Annotated in this window: 12 protein-coding genes; 7 read left to right on the top strand and 5 right to left on the bottom strand. The window is 73.0% G+C overall.

Going from position 1 to position 14,670, the window contains the following annotated elements:
* The first annotated feature begins 104 nt into the window (after window positions 1-104).
* Together eat and ACWGIF_RS21500 are read left to right on the top strand one after the other, a co-directional pair.
* The gene (gene eat / locus ACWGIF_RS21505) at window positions 105-1,583 is read left to right on the top strand and encodes an ethanolamine permease (RefSeq protein WP_453499656.1); all 1,479 of its coding nucleotides are present in this window, start codon (window positions 105-107) and stop codon (window positions 1,581-1,583) included.
* Window positions 1,584-1,629: 46 nt separating this feature from the next.
* Window positions 1,630-2,343: a gamma-glutamyl-gamma-aminobutyrate hydrolase family protein gene (locus ACWGIF_RS21500; RefSeq protein ID WP_453499654.1), complete on the top strand. Its 714-nt coding sequence runs from the start codon at window positions 1,630-1,632 to the stop codon at window positions 2,341-2,343.
* 249 nt (window positions 2,344-2,592) lie between these two features.
* On the opposite strand, the gene ACWGIF_RS21495 is transcribed toward ACWGIF_RS21500, so the two are convergent.
* Entirely contained in the window at window positions 2,593-3,513 is a 921-nt protein-coding gene (locus ACWGIF_RS21495; protein WP_453499652.1) for a LysR family transcriptional regulator, read from the bottom strand.
* Window positions 3,514-3,583: 70 nt separating this feature from the next.
* Between ACWGIF_RS21495 and ACWGIF_RS21490 the strand changes: the two genes are divergently transcribed.
* Window positions 3,584-4,702 carry a TDT family transporter gene (locus ACWGIF_RS21490; RefSeq protein WP_453499650.1) on the top strand — a complete coding sequence of 373 codons (1,119 nt, stop codon included), beginning with the start codon at window positions 3,584-3,586 and terminating at the stop codon, window positions 4,700-4,702.
* A gap of 89 nt (window positions 4,703-4,791) precedes the next feature.
* On the opposite strand, the gene ACWGIF_RS21485 is transcribed toward ACWGIF_RS21490, so the two are convergent.
* On the bottom strand, window positions 4,792-5,511 hold the full coding sequence (locus ACWGIF_RS21485; RefSeq protein WP_453499648.1) for a helical backbone metal receptor: 720 nt from the start codon (window positions 5,509-5,511) through the stop codon (window positions 4,792-4,794).
* A 5-nt stretch (window positions 5,512-5,516) separates the two neighbouring features.
* The gene (locus ACWGIF_RS21480) at window positions 5,517-6,065 is read right to left on the bottom strand and encodes a helix-turn-helix domain-containing protein (protein ID WP_453499721.1); all 549 of its coding nucleotides are present in this window, start codon (window positions 6,063-6,065) and stop codon (window positions 5,517-5,519) included.
* 330 nt (window positions 6,066-6,395) lie between these two features.
* On the opposite strand from ACWGIF_RS21480, the gene ACWGIF_RS21475 reads away from it, so the two are divergent.
* The 4 genes from ACWGIF_RS21475 to ACWGIF_RS21460 all read left to right on the top strand — a co-directional run bounded on the left by ACWGIF_RS21475 (window position 6,396) and on the right by ACWGIF_RS21460 (window position 10,994).
* Window positions 6,396-7,301 (top strand): 5'-3' exonuclease, encoded by a 906-nt coding sequence (locus ACWGIF_RS21475; RefSeq protein ID WP_453499719.1) that lies wholly within the window; start codon window positions 6,396-6,398, stop codon window positions 7,299-7,301.
* Between the two features lie 49 nt (window positions 7,302-7,350).
* Entirely contained in the window at window positions 7,351-8,199 is an 849-nt protein-coding gene (locus ACWGIF_RS21470; RefSeq protein ID WP_453499646.1) for a siderophore-interacting protein, read from the top strand.
* A gap of 232 nt (window positions 8,200-8,431) precedes the next feature.
* Entirely contained in the window at window positions 8,432-10,003 is a 1,572-nt protein-coding gene (locus ACWGIF_RS21465; protein ID WP_453499644.1) for a serine hydrolase, read from the top strand.
* Between the two features lie 19 nt (window positions 10,004-10,022).
* Window positions 10,023-10,994: an RluA family pseudouridine synthase gene (locus ACWGIF_RS21460; RefSeq protein WP_453499642.1), complete on the top strand. Its 972-nt coding sequence runs from the start codon at window positions 10,023-10,025 to the stop codon at window positions 10,992-10,994.
* Here ACWGIF_RS21460 and ACWGIF_RS21455 read toward each other — a convergent pair.
* A complete protein-coding gene (locus ACWGIF_RS21455) occupies window positions 10,991-11,653 on the bottom strand; it encodes a helix-turn-helix domain-containing protein (RefSeq protein ID WP_453499640.1) in 663 nt (220 codons plus the stop codon). The two genes, ACWGIF_RS21460 and ACWGIF_RS21455, sit on opposite strands and share 4 nt — an antisense overlap.
* 91 nt (window positions 11,654-11,744) lie before the next feature.
* Entirely contained in the window at window positions 11,745-14,585 is a 2,841-nt protein-coding gene (locus tag ACWGIF_RS21450; RefSeq protein WP_453499638.1) for a DEAD/DEAH box helicase, read from the bottom strand.
* Window positions 14,586-14,670: the final 85 nt, after the last annotated feature.

The raw sequence follows: 14,670 nt of genomic DNA, 5'->3' as shown, positions 1-14,670 counted from the left end.
GGGGAGGTTTTCGTAACTTCTGTTTAACGCAGAGGTCTTGCGCTCTCCGCTCCCTTGCGGCAAAGGTACGCCCCACAACCATTGCCCTGAGGCAGGAGCGCACGATGGCCGACGACATCGAGGCACGGCTGAGCGCCGTACCCGCACCCACCACGTCACCCGAGGGCGGCGACGGTTCCGACGACTACCTGAAGCGCCGCACGCTGCGCCGCGGCAGCGCCGGCTGGCTGCTCCTCACCGGCCTCGGCGTCGCATACGTCGTCTCCGGCGACTTCTCCGGCTGGAACGTCGGCCTCGACAAGGGCGGCTTCGGCGGCCTGGCCATCGCCACCGTCCTCATGGGCGCGATGTACGCCTGTCTGGTCTTCTCCCTCGCGGAGCTGTCCACCATTCTGCCGACGGCGGGCGGCGGCTACGGGTTCGCCCGCCGCGCGCTGGGCCCCTGGGGCGGCTTCCTCACCGGTACCGCCATTCTCATCGAGTACATCCTGGCCCCGGCCGCGATCGTCATCTTCATCGGCGACTACGTCGAATCCCTCGGCCTCTTCGGCCTCACCTCCAGCTGGCCGGTCTACCTCGGCTGTTTCGTGATCTTCATCGGCGTCCACCTCTGGGGCGTCGGCGAAGCGCTCCGCTTCAGTCTCGTCGTGACCGCCATCGCCGTCGCCGCCCTGCTCATCTTCGCGGTGGGGGCCTTCACCGAGTTCGACGCCGACGGCCTGAACGACATCCCGGTGGACGCGAGCGCCTTCGGTTCGAACTCCTGGCTGCCGATGGGGCTGCTGGGCATCTGGGCAGCGTTCCCCTTCGGCATGTGGTTCTTCCTCGGAGTGGAAGGCGTGCCGCTGGCGGCCGAGGAGGCCAAGGACCCGGTCCGCTCCATGCCGAAGGCGCTCTCCATCTCCATGGGCATCCTCGCCCTGCTGGCGCTGATCACCTTCTTCGCCGCGACGGGCGCCCAGGGCGCCGACGCCGTCAAGTCGGCCGGCAACCCGCTGGTCGTGGCCCTGGAGGGGGACGGCGGCCCGACCGCGCTGAGCCGCTTCGTGAACTACGCGGGCCTGGCCGGCCTGGTGGCCTCCTTCTTCTCGCTCATCTACGCCGGCTCGCGCCAGCTCTTCGCCCTCTCGCGGGCGGGCTACCTGCCCCGCTTCCTCTCGCTCACCTCGCAGCGCAAGGCCCCGTACCTGGGCCTGGTCATCCCCGGCGCGATCGGTTTCACCCTCGCCGCGGCCACCGGCGACGGCGCCCGCATGCTCAACATCGCGGTGTTCGGCGCGACCATCTCCTACGCCCTGATGGCCCTCTCGCACATCGTGCTGCGCCGCCGGGAGCCGGACCTGGATCGCCCATACCGCACCCCGGGCGGGATCCTGACCTCCTCGGTCGCCTTCGCACTCGCCCTGTCGGCCCTGGTCGCCACCTTCCTTGTGGACAGGGACGCCGCATTCATCGCGCTGGCCGTGTACGCCGTCGCCCTGGCCTACTTCGCGATCTACAGTCGGCACCACCTCGTGGCCTCGGCCCCCGAGGAGGAGTTCGCGGCGCTCGCCAAAGCCGAGGCGGAACTGTCCCGCGACTGAAACCCTGTTGCCGCGCCCCCCTCGTCCCACCCTGGAGGTAGAGAACGTGCCCAGGCCGCTCATCGGCATCACCACCTATGTGGAGGAATCCACCCGCTACGGGGTGTGGGACCTCCCGACGTCCCTCGTACCGACCGGGTACTGCGAACTCGTCCAGGCGGCGGGCGGCGCGGCCGTGCTGCTCCCGCCGGACGAACCCGGGTCGGCGGCGGAGGTGCTGAGCCGTGTGGACGGCCTGGTCGTGGCGGGCGGACCCGACGTGGACCCGGCCCACTACGGGGCCGTGCGCGACCCCCGTACAGGCGCACCCGCGACCGTCCGCGACCACTGGGAACTGGCCCTGATCGCGGCGGCGCTGGAAGAGGACGTGCCCGTGCTCGGCATCTGCCGGGGCATGCAGGCGCTCAACGTGGCCCTCGGCGGCACGCTGATCCAGCACATCGACGGCCACCTCGACACCCCGGGCGCCACGTCGTGGCACCCGGTCCGCCCGGTCCCGGGGACCCGGTACGCGGCGCTGGTCCCGGAGCAGGCGGACGTCCCGACCTACCACCACCAGGCCGTCGACCGCCTGGGCCGCGGCCTGGTCGTCTCGGCCCACGCGCTCGACGGCACGGTGGAGGCGATCGAACTGCCCGACCCGGACCGTTGGGTCCTGGGCGTCCAGTGGCACCCGGAACGCGACAAGGACACGCGGGTGATGGCGTCCCTGATCGAAGCGGCCATGGCCCGCACGCCGGTTCCGGTCCCGGTCCCGTAGCCGCTGCGCCGGACCGGCCTCTCGGAAGTCCGCCTCGAACGCCGGCGTGGCTGACCTCCCGGCCCCGCCGTCGTTCGAGGCGCTCCCCCAGCCCCGCCGACGTTTCGAGGCGCTCCCCCAGCCCGTCGGCGCTACAGACGACCCTTCAGCCCCGCCGCCGTTCGGGACGCTCCTTCAGCCTGCCGTCGTTCGAGGCGCGGGGTTCCGGAGGCGGCGCCCCGGCGGCGGCGCCGCGCCCGACGGCCCCGTCTAGGACCGACGGGTCAGCGACAGGAGGTCGCGCGCGGGCCCGGCGGGCCGGGAGCCCGTCGGCCACACCGCCCTCAGGGCCCGTCCGAGCCCCGCCCCCGACACCGGCACCTCCACCAGCCGCCGCCCCGCCAGCTCGTCCCCCACCGCCAGCTCCGACAGCACGCACGGCCCGGCGCCGCTCAGCGCCGCCGCCTTCACCGCGGTGGTCGACGCCAGTTCCAGCAGCGGCGCCGCCAGCCCCCCGCACCCCGCGAGCGCCGCGTCCAGCACCTGCCGCGTCCCCGACCCCCGCTCCCGCAGGATCAACGGCGTCGACGCCAGTTCCGCCGCCTCCACCCCCCGCGTCCGCCGCGCCCACGCGTGCCCCGGCGCCACCGCCACCACCAGGCGGTCCTGCGCGATCACCGCCGAGTCCAGTCCCTCGGGCACCGTCAGCCCCTCCACGAAGCCGAGGTCCGCTTCGTGCGTGAGCACCCGCTCGGCGACCACGGCCGAGTTCCCCGCGTGCAGCGACACCGCCGTGTCCGGCCGCTGCCCGCGCAGGGCGATCAGCCACCCCGGCAGCAGGTACTCCGCGATGGTCATGCTGGCGGCCACCCGCAGCCGCGAGTCCCGCCGCCCGCGCAGCGCCTGCGCCCCCGCGTCGAAGGCCTCCGCCGCCTCCACGACCCGCCGGGCCCAGTCCGTGACGAGCGCCCCTTCGGCCGTCAGCGTCGACCCCCGCGGCGACCGGTCCACCAGCGCCACCCCGAGCCGCGTCTCCATCGCCCGGATGCGGCTGCTCGCCGCAGGCTGGGTGATGCCCAGCCGCCGGGCCGCGCCACTCAGGCTGCCGACCCGCGCGACCGCGAGCAGCAGTTCCAGCGCGCCCAGGTCCGGCACCCGGTGCGCCAGCGGAACCCACTCCTCATTACCCATAACATCAGTTTATGGCCTCATAGGGAGATGACCTCTGCCGCCCCGGCCGCCCCGGCGCGACGCTGGGTCCATGGCCACCACCCTCGTGCAACCCCGCACCATCACCTCCCGGCTGCCCCGAGCCCACAAGGCCCCCGCACTCCGGCACCTCGGCCCCAACTGGTACGCCTCCGTCATGGGCACCGCGATCGTCGCCAACGCCGGCGCGACCCTCCCCTACCAGGTCCCCGGCCAGCGCGTGGCCTGCCAGCTCGTCTGGGCGCTGTCCGCCGCGGTCCTCGCCCTCCTGCTCACCGCCCGCGCCGGCCACTGGCTCCACCACCGCGACCAGGCCCGCGCCCACCTCCTCGACCCCGCGGTCGCCCCCTTCTACGGCTGCCTGTCCATGGCGCTGCTGGCCGTCGGCGGTGGCACCCTCATCGTCGGCAAGGACCTGATCGGAACCGGCGCCGCCGTCGCCGTGGACGCCGTCCTCTTCACCGCCGGCACCGCGATCGGCCTGGTCATGGCCGTGGTCGTGCCCTACCTGATGGTGGTGCGCCACAAGGTCGACCCCCGGCAGGCCGGCCCTGTCTGGCTCCTCCCCCTGGTCGCCCCCATGGTCTCCGCCGCCCTCGGGCCGCTGCTGATACCCCACCTGCCCGCCGGGCAGCCCCGCGAGACCCTGCTGCTCGCCTGCTACGCGATGTTCGGCATCAGCCTGCTCGCCACCCTGCTGATGCTCCCCCTGATCTTCGGCCGGCTGATCGTGGGCGGCCCCCTCCCCCTGGCCCTGACCCCCACCCTGTTCCTGGTCCTCGGCCCCCTCGGCCAGTCCACCACCGCGGTGAACCAGCTCGCCGATGTCGCCCACCAGTCGATCGGCGCCCCCTACGCCGGAGCGCTCGGCGCGTTCGCCGTCGTCTACGGGGTTCCCGTGATGGGATTCGCGCTGCTGTGGCTGGCCCTCGCCTCGGCCATGCTGGTCCGGGCGGCCCGCAACGGCATGGGGTTCGCCATGACCTGGTGGGCCCTGACCTTCCCCGTGGGCACCTGCGTCACCGGCGCCACGGGCCTGGCCCACCACACCGGCCTGACCGCCTACGCCTGGCTCGCGACCGCGCTGTTCCTCGCCCTGGTCACCGCCTGGCTCCTGGCCGCCGCCCACACCCTGCGCGGCCTGTTCACCGGCCGCCTGCTCGCCGGCTAGCCGACAGGAGCTCGTAGGTGGGGGCTCGATGCGCTCCGCCTTCGCCTCGACCCGGCCGAGCACGACAGTTCCCCGGCGGGTACGCCGTCTCAGCGCGCCGCGCGCAGGGCCTGTGCCAGTACCGTCGGCGCCGTGGCCAGCGAGGGTCCGTACCAGGTCAGGTGCCGGCCGTCGACGAGGGCGGCCGGCAGGCCGGGGAAGGCCTCCGGGCCGTCCTCGGCCGTGAAGCGGTACGGCTCGTCCGGGAGCACCACCAGATCGCAGCCGCGGGCCGCGAGTTCCTCCACCGGCACCCGGGGGTACCGCTCGGGGTGCCCGGCGTACACGTTGCGTACCCCGAGCCGCGCCAGCAGATCCCCCGCGAAGGTGTCCCGGCCCAGGACCATCCACGGCCGCCGCCAGATCGGCACGAAGGCGGTCAGCTCGCCGACCGGCTCCACCCGGGCCCACGCACGCTCCGCGTCCGCCAGCCACCCGGGCCTCGTCAGCCCCAGCGCCCCCACCAGCACCCGGTCCAACTCCCGCAGTGCCTGCGGCAGGTCGCGGACCTCGGTGACCAGCACCTCCACCCCGGCCGCGCGCAGTGCCGCCAGGTCCGGGGCCCGGTTCTCCTCCTCATTGGCGATCACCAGGTCCGGCCGGAGCTCCGCGATCCTCCGCACATCGGGGTTCTTCGTCCCCCCGATCCGCACCGCACCCGGGAGATCCCCGGGGTGCGTGCACCAGTCCGTGACCCCGGCCAGCAGCCCCGGCGCGCTCACGGCCACCGCCTCGGTCAGCGACGGCACCAGCGAGACGACCCGCCGCACGCCGCTCAGTGCTCCGGCGACGGGGGCTCGGACGTCGCGTGGATGTGCTCGCCGACCGCGACCACCAGGATCCGGGTGTCCTCGGTCACGGCGCGCCAGCGGTGGCGCACGCCGCCGGACAGGAAGAGCGCGTCCCCGCTCTCCAGCCGGTACGCCCGTCCCTCCGCCTCCACCTGGCAGGCGCCCTCGACCACGTACATCAGCTCGTCGTTGCGGTGCTGGTACTCCCGGCCGGCGTCCTGGTCCCCGGTGAACTCCAGCGCGTGCAGCTGGTGGTGCCCGCGCACGAGGGGCCGTACGCCGGGGACCGGGGTGAGCCCGGATGCGTCACCGGCCCGTACGAGATCCACCGTGCGCGCGGTGTCGGAGGCGGCCAGCAGCTCGACGGCCGTGGTCTCCAGCGCGTCCGCGACCCGCTCGAGGGACCGCATGCTGGGCCGGGCCCGCTCGTTCTCTATCTGACTCAGGAAGGGCACCGACAGGCCGCTGCGCGCCGACACGGCGGCCAGCGTGAGGTGGAGCGCGCGGCGCCGCTTGCGCACGGCCACACCCACCCGCAGCGGCTCCTTGCCGTCCTTGTCCTTGCTCTTGTCGTCCCTGTCGTTCAGCTTGCCGCTCAGACCGTTCGTGGCGTCCGTGCCGTCCCTGTCGTTCATATCGGGGCTGCCCTCCCCATGTCCGTGGCACATCGGTGTGCTGTAAGCACCTTACGCAGCAACCGCCTCCGGTTTCGCGTGCACCGGCCTTCCCGTACCCGTCCGCTCACGGTCCGTGGTAAAGCAGGCATCCGCGCGCGACGGGAGGGTCACCGCGCGTGCTGCGGCGGGCACGGCACCGCCGATCGGCGGTGCGGCATCATCGACAGCGTGACGACACGACGCCTGATGCTTCTGGACACCGCCTCCCTCTACTACCGCGCCTACTTCGGCGTACCGGACTCCGTGAAGGCCCCCGACGGCACCCCGGTCAACGCCGTGCGCGGGCTGCTCGACTTCATCGGCCGGCTCGTCCAGGACCACCGCCCGGACGAACTGGTGGCGTGCATGGACGCCGACTGGCGGCCGCACTGGAGGGTGGAGCTGATCCCCTCCTACAAGGCCCACCGGGTCGCCCAGGAGAGCGAGACCGGACCCGACGTGGAGGAGACCCCCGACACCCTCGCCCCGCAGGTGCCCATCATCGAGGCGGCGCTGGACGCCTTCGGCATCGCCCGGGTGGGCGTCGCCGGATACGAGGCGGACGACGTGATCGGCACCCTGACCGCCCGCGCGACCGGCCCGGTCGACATCGTCACCGGCGACCGGGACCTGTACCAGCTGGTGGACGACGCCCGGCGGCGCCGGGTGCTGTATCCGCTCAAAGGCGTGGGCTCCCTGCAGGTGACGGACGAGGCCTGGCTCCGTGAGAAGTACGGGGTGGACGGCCCCGGATACGCGGACCTGGCGCTGTTGCGCGGCGACCCGAGCGACGGCCTGCCGGGCGTCCCCGGCATCGGCGAGAAGACGGCGGCCAAGCTGCTCGACGCCTACGGCAGCCTGGCCGGGATCATCGCGGCGATCGACGACCCGAAGTCGAAGCTGACCCTCACCCAGCGCAAGCGGCTCGACGAGTCCCGCCCGTATCTGGCGGTGGCCCCGAAGGTGGTCCAGGTGGCCTCGGACGTCCCGCTGCCGCCGTTCGATCCGGCCCTGCCGAAGGCCCCGGCGCAGCCTGAACTGGTGGACGCACTAGTCCATCGGTGGGGTCTGGGTGGAGCGGTCTCCCGTCTGAGCGGCGCCCTGCACGCGTGAGGTGCTAACTTAGGTAAGGCTAAGTTTCAGGGGAGTCAGGGGAGACACCGTGGCAGAAGGACGCGCCCGCACCGTCGGCACCGCCGTCGTCGTACGCACCGAGCGGCTCTCGCCGCACATGGTGCGACTCGTGCTGGGCGGTGAGGGCCTGGCGGAGTTCGGCGCGGGCGAGTTCACCGACCATTACGTCAAGATCCTGTTTCCCCCGGAAGGCATCACCTATCCCGCGCCGTGGGACCTGGACCGGATCCGCGCCGACTTCCCGCGGGCGCAGTGGCCGCGCCAGCGCGCGTACACCGTGCGGAGCTGGGACCAGGCGCACCTGGAGCTGACCCTCGACTTCGTCGTCCACGGCGACGAGGGAGTGGCCGGCCCCTGGGCGGCGCGGGTCCAGCCGGGCGAGCTCGTCCGTTTCCTCGGCCCGGGCGGCGCCTACGCGCCGGATCCGACGGCCGGCTGGCACCTCCTGGTGGGCGACGAGAGCGCGCTGCCGGCGATCGCAGCGGCGATGGAGCGGATGCCGTCGGGCGCGCAGGTCCACGCCTTCGTGGAGGTCGAGGGCCCGGAGGACGAGCTGAAGGTCGCCACCCCGGACGGCGTCGTTCCGGTCTGGCTCCACCGCGCGGGCCGCCCGACGGGCGAGGCCCTCGTGGAGGCGGTCACCTCCCTGACGTTCCCCTCCACGGACGTCCACGCCTTCGTCCACGGCGAGGCCGGCTTCGTCAAGGACCTGCGCCGCCACCTGCGCCTGGAGCGCGGCATCCCGCGCGAACGCCTGTCGATCTCGGGTTACTGGCGCCTGGGCGAGACGGACGAGGGCTGGCGCGCGATCAAGCGCGACTGGAACGCGACGATCGAAGCCGAACAGGACCGCACGGACCACGCGGCGGCGGCGTAACCCCACCCCGGGAAGTCCCCACCCGAGGCAGGGGTCCGGGCGGCGCCCCAGCCTCCACAAACCAGGCCCGCCCGGTCCGGGCGGCGCCCCAGCCCCCACAAACCAGCCCCGCCGGCGTTTGAGGCGCGGGGGTCCGGGGGCATGGCCCCCGGCAGCGGCGCGCCGCACCCGGCCGGCGGCCCCCGCGGAGCCAGCCCGCGCGCCCCCACCCGTCCGGCGGGACAATGACCCCATGCGTACGCTCCGCGCACTGGGGGCGGCCGGCGCCGCGGCCCTCCTGACCGCGACGGCGGCCACGACGGCCACCGCGCCCACGGCAGCCACGGCAGCCACGGCCGCACCCAGCCCCCCGCCCCCACCCCAGCCCTCGATCAGCGACGACGAAGTCGACCAGGCCGTCGCCCGCCTCGACCGGACCGTCGCGGACATGATGCGCCGCACCGGCGTCCCCGGCGTCTCCGTGGCCGTGGTCCACGACGACGAGGTCGTCCACCTGAAGGGCTTCGGCGTCCGCCGCACCGGCCAGAGTGCGGCCGTCGACCCCGACACCGTCTTCCAGATCGCCTCCCTCTCCAAGCCGGTCTCCTCCACGGTCGTGGCCGGCACCCTCACCGGCCCCGACGGATGGGACCGCCACACCGCCCTCCCCGGGTTCTCCCTCAAGGATCCCTGGGTCACCGGCCACGTCACGACCGCCGACCTGTTCTCCCACCGCAGCGGCCTGCCCGACCACGCCGGCGACCTCCTCGAAGACCTCGGCTACGACCAGTCGTACATCCTCGACCACATGCGGCTCGAACCCCTCACCCCGTTCCGCGCGAGCTACGCCTACACCAACTTCGGGTTCACCGCGGCCGCCGAGGCCGTCGCCCGGGCCAAGGGCACCAGCTGGCAGAAGCTCAGCGAGGACACCCTCTTCAAGCCCGCCGGCATGACCCGCACGAGCACCCGCTTCTCCGCCTTCGCCGATTCTCCGGACCACGCCGCCACCCACGTCAAGAACCCGGACGGCACCTGGAGTCCGCGCTACGTCCGCGACCCCGACGCCCAGGCCCCGGCCGGCGGCGTCAGTTCCACCGCCCGCGACATGTCCCGCTGGCTGCGGCTCCAGCTCGCCGGCGGCACCCTCGACGGGAAGCGGATCATCCCGGCCGACACCCTCGCCCGCACGCACGTGCCCGAGATCGTCTCGCAGCCGCCCGCGACCCCCACGGCCCGCACCGGCTTCTACGGCCTCGGCTGGAACGTCTCGTACGACGACGCCGGCCGCCTGCGCCTGAGCCACTCCGGCGCCTTCGGCCTCGGCGCGAACACCAACGTCACCATGCTCCCGCTGGAGAAGCTCGGCATCGTCGTCCTCACCAACGGCGCCCCCGTCGGCCTGGCCGACGCCGTCGCCCTCGACTTCCTCGACTTCGCCGAGCACGGCAAGACCACCGCCGACTGGCTGGGGCTGACCGGCGCGCTTTACGCCCAGATGGACGAAGAGGCCCGCTCCCCCACCGACTACGCCCGGCCGCCGGCCGGCGCGAAGCCCGCCCAGGACAGCGCCGCGTACACCGGCACCTACGACAACCCCTACTACGGCAAGGCGACCGTCACCGCGGCCGACGACGGCGCGCTCACCCTCTCCCTCGGCCCGAAGCCGCTGCGCTTCCCGCTCGCCCACTACGACGGCGACACCTTCAGCTTCGAGACCACGGGCGAGAACGCGGTCGGCCGCACCGGGGTGACCTTCGCCGACGGCACACTGCGCGTCGAATACCTCGACGCCGACCACCTGGGCACCTTCACCCAGCGGTAGGCGCATAGCCTGTCCCCCGATGAGACGCAGAGCCCAGCCACCCCCCTCACCCCTCCCCCAGCGCGCCGGCATCGACCCGGTCCGGCTGCGGCTGCCGCCCGACCCCGACGGGCAGTGGCCGGACCTGGGCGGCTACCTCGCCGCGCGCTACGCCGGCACCCGCGGCGCCGAGTCCGTCGCCCAGCTGCTGGCGGCCGGCCGGGTGCTGGGCCCCGGCGGACGGGTGCTGCACGCGCGAGACCCGTACGAGCCGGGCGCCTACCTGTGGTTCCACCGGGACATGGACCCCGAACCGCGCGTGCCGTTCCAGGTCCGCGTCGTCCACCGGGACCCGCACCTGCTGGTGGTGGACAAGCCGCACTTCCTGGCGACCACGCCACGCGGCAGCCATGTCACGGAGACCGCCCTGGCCCGGCTGCGCGAGGAGCTGGACCTGCCCGAGCTCAGCCCGGCGCACCGCCTGGACCGGCTGACGGCGGGGCTGGTGATGTTCAGCGTCCGGCCCGAGGACCGGGGCGCGTACCAGCTCCTCTTCCAGCGGCGCGAGGTGCACAAGGAGTACGAGGCCCTTGCGGCCGTCGACCCTGCGCTCCCCCTCCCCCGCACGGTCCGCAGCCGGATCGAGAAGACCCGCGGGGTCATCGCCGCGGCCGAGGTGCCCGGCGATCCCAACGCCGAGACCCGGATCGAACGCGTCGCCACGCGGGGTGACCTGGGGCGCTACCGGCTGACCCCGCACACCGGCCGCACCCACCAGCTGCGGGTGCACATGAACGGCCTGGGCCTGCCCATCCTCGGCGACCCGGTGTACCCGCAGGTCACCGATCCCGCGCCGGACGACTACCGCCGGCCCCTCCAGCTCCTGGCCCGGGTACTGGAGTTCACCGACCCGGTCACCGGAGCCGTCCACCGCTTCGAGAGCGGCCGCACCCTGCAGGCCTGGCACGACCGCGCCGGCTGGGAATCCGGTACCGGCGCAGAGACGCCCTAGTCCTCGGGAGGAAGGCTGACGCCCGCGATCCGCAGCGCCGCGTCGGCGGTGGCCTGCGCGAAGACCGCCACCGGGCGCGCCGGGTCGGAGCGGTGGATCAGCATGACGCCCTCGATGAGCCCGAAGACGAGGTCGTTGCGCAGCGCCAGGCCGGCGGTGTCCCCGGCCAGTTCGGCGCCGACGCAGGTCCCGGCGAGCAGCAGCCGGTAGGCGTCCTTGAGTTCCCCGCGCATCCGGCGGAACTGCGCGAAGCGCGCCCCGCCCACCTCGGGCAGCAGGTAGAGCGCCCCCAGGTTGTACGGGCCCCCGCACAACAGCAGCACGTCGGAACGGCACAGCTGCCACAGCCGCCGCGCAGCGGGCCGCGTGCCGTCGGCGAGCAACTGCCGGGCCAGCACCAGCGACGGTGCGACCGTGGACTCCAGCAGCTCGGCGAGGAGTTCCTCCTTGCCGCCGAAATAGTGGTACATCGTGGCCTGGCGCATTCCGGCCCGTTCGGCGACCGCCCGCGTGGTGGTCGCCGCGTACCCCCGGACCGTGAACAACTCGGCCGCCGCGCAGAGGAGTTCCTCACGCGGCGGCCTGCCGCTGTCCGGTCTCAGCCGGTCGGCGCGTGGCCGACCGACCCGTCTCGGCCCTTCGTCTGCTCCCCCGCTCATGGACCCGATCGTCGCACACAGCACAGCGATTCGATCATGGCAAGAGATCAGATCGAGCCACTCCCCCTCTTGGATGAAGATCCAAAAAGGCCTAGCCGACCGAGCTGTAGGCCACTACACCCCGCAGCAGCGCGTCCACGGCCTTGCGGGCATTTCGCGCCACCGTGCTCCCGCTCTCGCCCGAGGCGGCAGGGGCCGCCGCCGCGACCTGCCCGAGCACGTCGATGACCTGCTTGCACCAGCGCACGAAGTCGCCGGCCGGCATCTCCGCCTCGCGCAGCACCTCGTCCAGGCTCTTGTCGGAGGCCCACTGGTACACCGCCCACGCGAAGCCGAGATCCGGCTCGCGCTGGCCCACGCCCTCCGCCTGGTTGATGCGGTGCTCCTCCTCCAGCGCGTCGAGCCGGCCCCAGATGCGGACCATCTCGCCCAGCGCCTCCTTCGCCGCGCCACCGGGCACCTTCGGCGCGACCGCGTCGTCGGACTGACGCGCCTCGAAGACCAGCGCCGAGACACAGGCGGCCAGTTCCGCCGGGCTCAGACCCTCCCAGACCTTGGCCCGCAGGCATTCGGACGCCAGCAGGTCGAGCTCCCCGTACAGCCGGGCGAGCCGCTTGCCGTGCACGGTGACCTCGTCCTCGCGCAGGTAGTCCAGCTCTGTGAGGAGCGCGTGGATCCGGTCGAAGGTGCGGGCGATGGTGTTCGTCCGGCCCTCGATCCGCCGCTCCAGCTGCTGGGTGTCCCGCTTGAGCCGGTGGTAGCGCTCCGCCCAGCGGGCGTGGTCCTCGCGCTCGTCACAGCCGTGGCACGGGTGCGCCCGCAGCTCGGCGCGCAGCCGGGCGATCTCGCGGTCGTCGGCGGCCGCGGCGCGGCCGCGCCCCCGCCGCTCCGGCGTGATGTGCCCGGCCTTGGTCCGCATCTGGGACGCCAGGTCCCGGCGGGACTGCGGCGAGCGCGCGTTGAACGTCTTGGGGATCCGCATCCGGTCGAGGGCCTCGACCGGGACCGGGAAGTCGATCGCGGCGAGCCGCTTGACCTGCCGCTCGGCGGTGAGCACCAGCGGGCGCGGGCCCTCCGCGTACTCGTACCCGCGGTGCCCGTTGACCCGTCCGGCCGGCACGCCCGGGTCCAGGACCAGCGCGAGCCCGGCGAACTTGCCCGTCGGCACGTGGATGATGTCGCCCGGCTTGAGCTTCTCCAGCGAACTGACCGCCTGCACCCGGCGCTGGGCCGCACCCTGCTTGGCCAGCTCCGTCTCGCGGTCCTTGAGGTCGCGGCGCAGCTGCGCGTACTCCTCGAAGTCCCCCAGGTGGCAGGTCATGCCCTCCTGGTAGCCCTGCAGGCCCTCCTCGTTGCGCTGCACCTGCCGCGAGATCCCGACGACCGAGCGGTCGGCCTGGAACTGCGCGAAGGAGGTCTCCAGCAGTTCGCGCGAGCGGTGCCGCCCGAACTGGCTGACCAGGTTCACGGCCATGTTGTACGACGGCTTGAAGCTGGAGCGCAGCGGGTACGTACGGGTACCCGCGAGCCCGGCGAGCCCCGCCGGGTCCATGCCCCTCTGCCAGAGCACCACCGCGTGGCCCTCGACGTCGATGCCGCGCCGCCCGGCCCGGCCGGTGAGCTGCGTGTACTCGCCGGGGGTGATGTCGGCGTGCTGCTCGCCGTTCCACTTGACCAGCTTCTCCAGGATCACCGTGCGCGCGGGCATGTTGATGCCCAGTGCCAGGGTCTCTGTGGCGAAGACGGCCTTGACCAGACCGCGGACGAACAGCTCCTCCACGACTTCCTTGAAGGTGGGCAGCATGCCCGCGTGGTGCGCGGCGATACCCCGCTCCAGGCCTTCGAGCCACTCGTAGTACCCCAGGACGTGCAGGTCCTCGGTGGGGATGGAGGCGGTCCGCGCCTCTACGAGCTCGCGCACCCTGAGCCGCGCGGCTTCGTCGTTGAGCCGCAGGCCCGCGTACAGGCACTGCTGGACCGCGGCCTCGCAGCCGGCCCGGCTGAAGATGAAGTTGATGGCGGGCAGCAGCCCGTCACCGTCGAGGCGGGCGATGACCTCGGGGCGTGAGGGGGTCCAGATCCGGCCGCGGGAGCGCCGCTCACGCTCGCGGTCGGCCTCGCGGACCATCTTGCCGCGCCGCCGGTCCTTCGGGCTGTAGGTCCGGCTGTTCTCCTCGCGCGCCATGCGCAGCAGGTCGGGATTGACCTCCCGGCGCGCGGAGCCGCGGCCTCCGTGGTCGGACTCCTCCTCGAAGAGATCGTAGATCCGCCGGCCGGCCATCACGTGCTGCCACAGCGGTACGGGCCGCTCCTCGGAGACGATCACCTCGGTGTCCCCGCGCACGGTGTCCAGCCAGTCGCCGAACTCCTCGGCGTTGGACACGGTGGCCGACAGGGACACCAGGGTCACCGACTCGGGGAGGTGGATGATCACTTCCTCCCAGACGGCCCCGCGGAACCGGTCGGAGAGGTAGTGGACCTCGTCCATCACGACGTAGCCGAGGCCGAGCAGCGACTGCGAGCCCGCATACAGCATGTTGCGGAGCACCTCGGTGGTCATCACGACCACCGGCGCCTCGGAGTTGACGCTGTTGTCGCCGGTCAGCAGACCCACCTTGCCGGCGCCGTAGCGCTTGACGAGGTCGGCGTACTTCTGGTTCGACAGCGCCTTGATCGGCGTCGTGTAGAAGCACTTGCGGCCCTGCTGGAGGGCCAGGTGGACGGCGAACTCGCCGACGATGGTCTTGCCCGAGCCGGTCGGGGCGGCGACGAGGACGCCCTTGCCGGCCTCCAGTGCCTTGCAGGCGTCGACCTGGTACGGGTCCAGATCGAATTCGTACATCTCGCGGAAGGGGGCCAGGGCGGTGGCCTCTTCGGCGGCGCGGAGCCGGGCGGCGGCGTAGCGCTCGGCGGGGGAGAGTTCTTCGGTCATCTTGCTGTCGAGCCTACCCGCCACCCCTGACAACAGTCCCGATCATTTAAGCGGGCAGCCGGACCGCCACACGGCGGAAGCGGCC

This window comes from Streptomyces sp. NPDC054849 (genome assembly GCF_053610945.1).
The sequence above is the reverse complement of the archived record's forward strand: the minus strand, read 5'-3'. Positions and strand labels throughout refer to the sequence as shown.

What these genes read in the sequence shown, in the direction of transcription:
- eat (WP_453499656.1), top strand. Translation starts at nt 105, where the DNA reads ATGGCCGACGACATCGAGGCACGGCTGAGCGCCGTACCCGCACCCACC.
- ACWGIF_RS21495 (WP_453499652.1), bottom strand. Translation starts at nt 3,513, where the DNA reads ATGGGTAATGAGGAGTGGGTTCCGCTGGCGCACCGGGTGCCGGACCTG.
- ACWGIF_RS21490 (WP_453499650.1), top strand. Translation starts at nt 3,584, where the DNA reads ATGGCCACCACCCTCGTGCAACCCCGCACCATCACCTCCCGGCTGCCC.
- ACWGIF_RS21475 (WP_453499719.1), top strand. Translation starts at nt 6,396, where the DNA reads ATGCTTCTGGACACCGCCTCCCTCTACTACCGCGCCTACTTCGGCGTA.
- ACWGIF_RS21465 (WP_453499644.1), top strand. Translation starts at nt 8,432, where the DNA reads ATGCGTACGCTCCGCGCACTGGGGGCGGCCGGCGCCGCGGCCCTCCTG.
- ACWGIF_RS21460 (WP_453499642.1), top strand. Translation starts at nt 10,023, where the DNA reads ATGAGACGCAGAGCCCAGCCACCCCCCTCACCCCTCCCCCAGCGCGCC.
- ACWGIF_RS21455 (WP_453499640.1), bottom strand. Translation starts at nt 11,653, where the DNA reads ATGAGCGGGGGAGCAGACGAAGGGCCGAGACGGGTCGGTCGGCCACGC.
- ACWGIF_RS21450 (WP_453499638.1), bottom strand. Translation starts at nt 14,585, where the DNA reads ATGACCGAAGAACTCTCCCCCGCCGAGCGCTACGCCGCCGCCCGGCTC.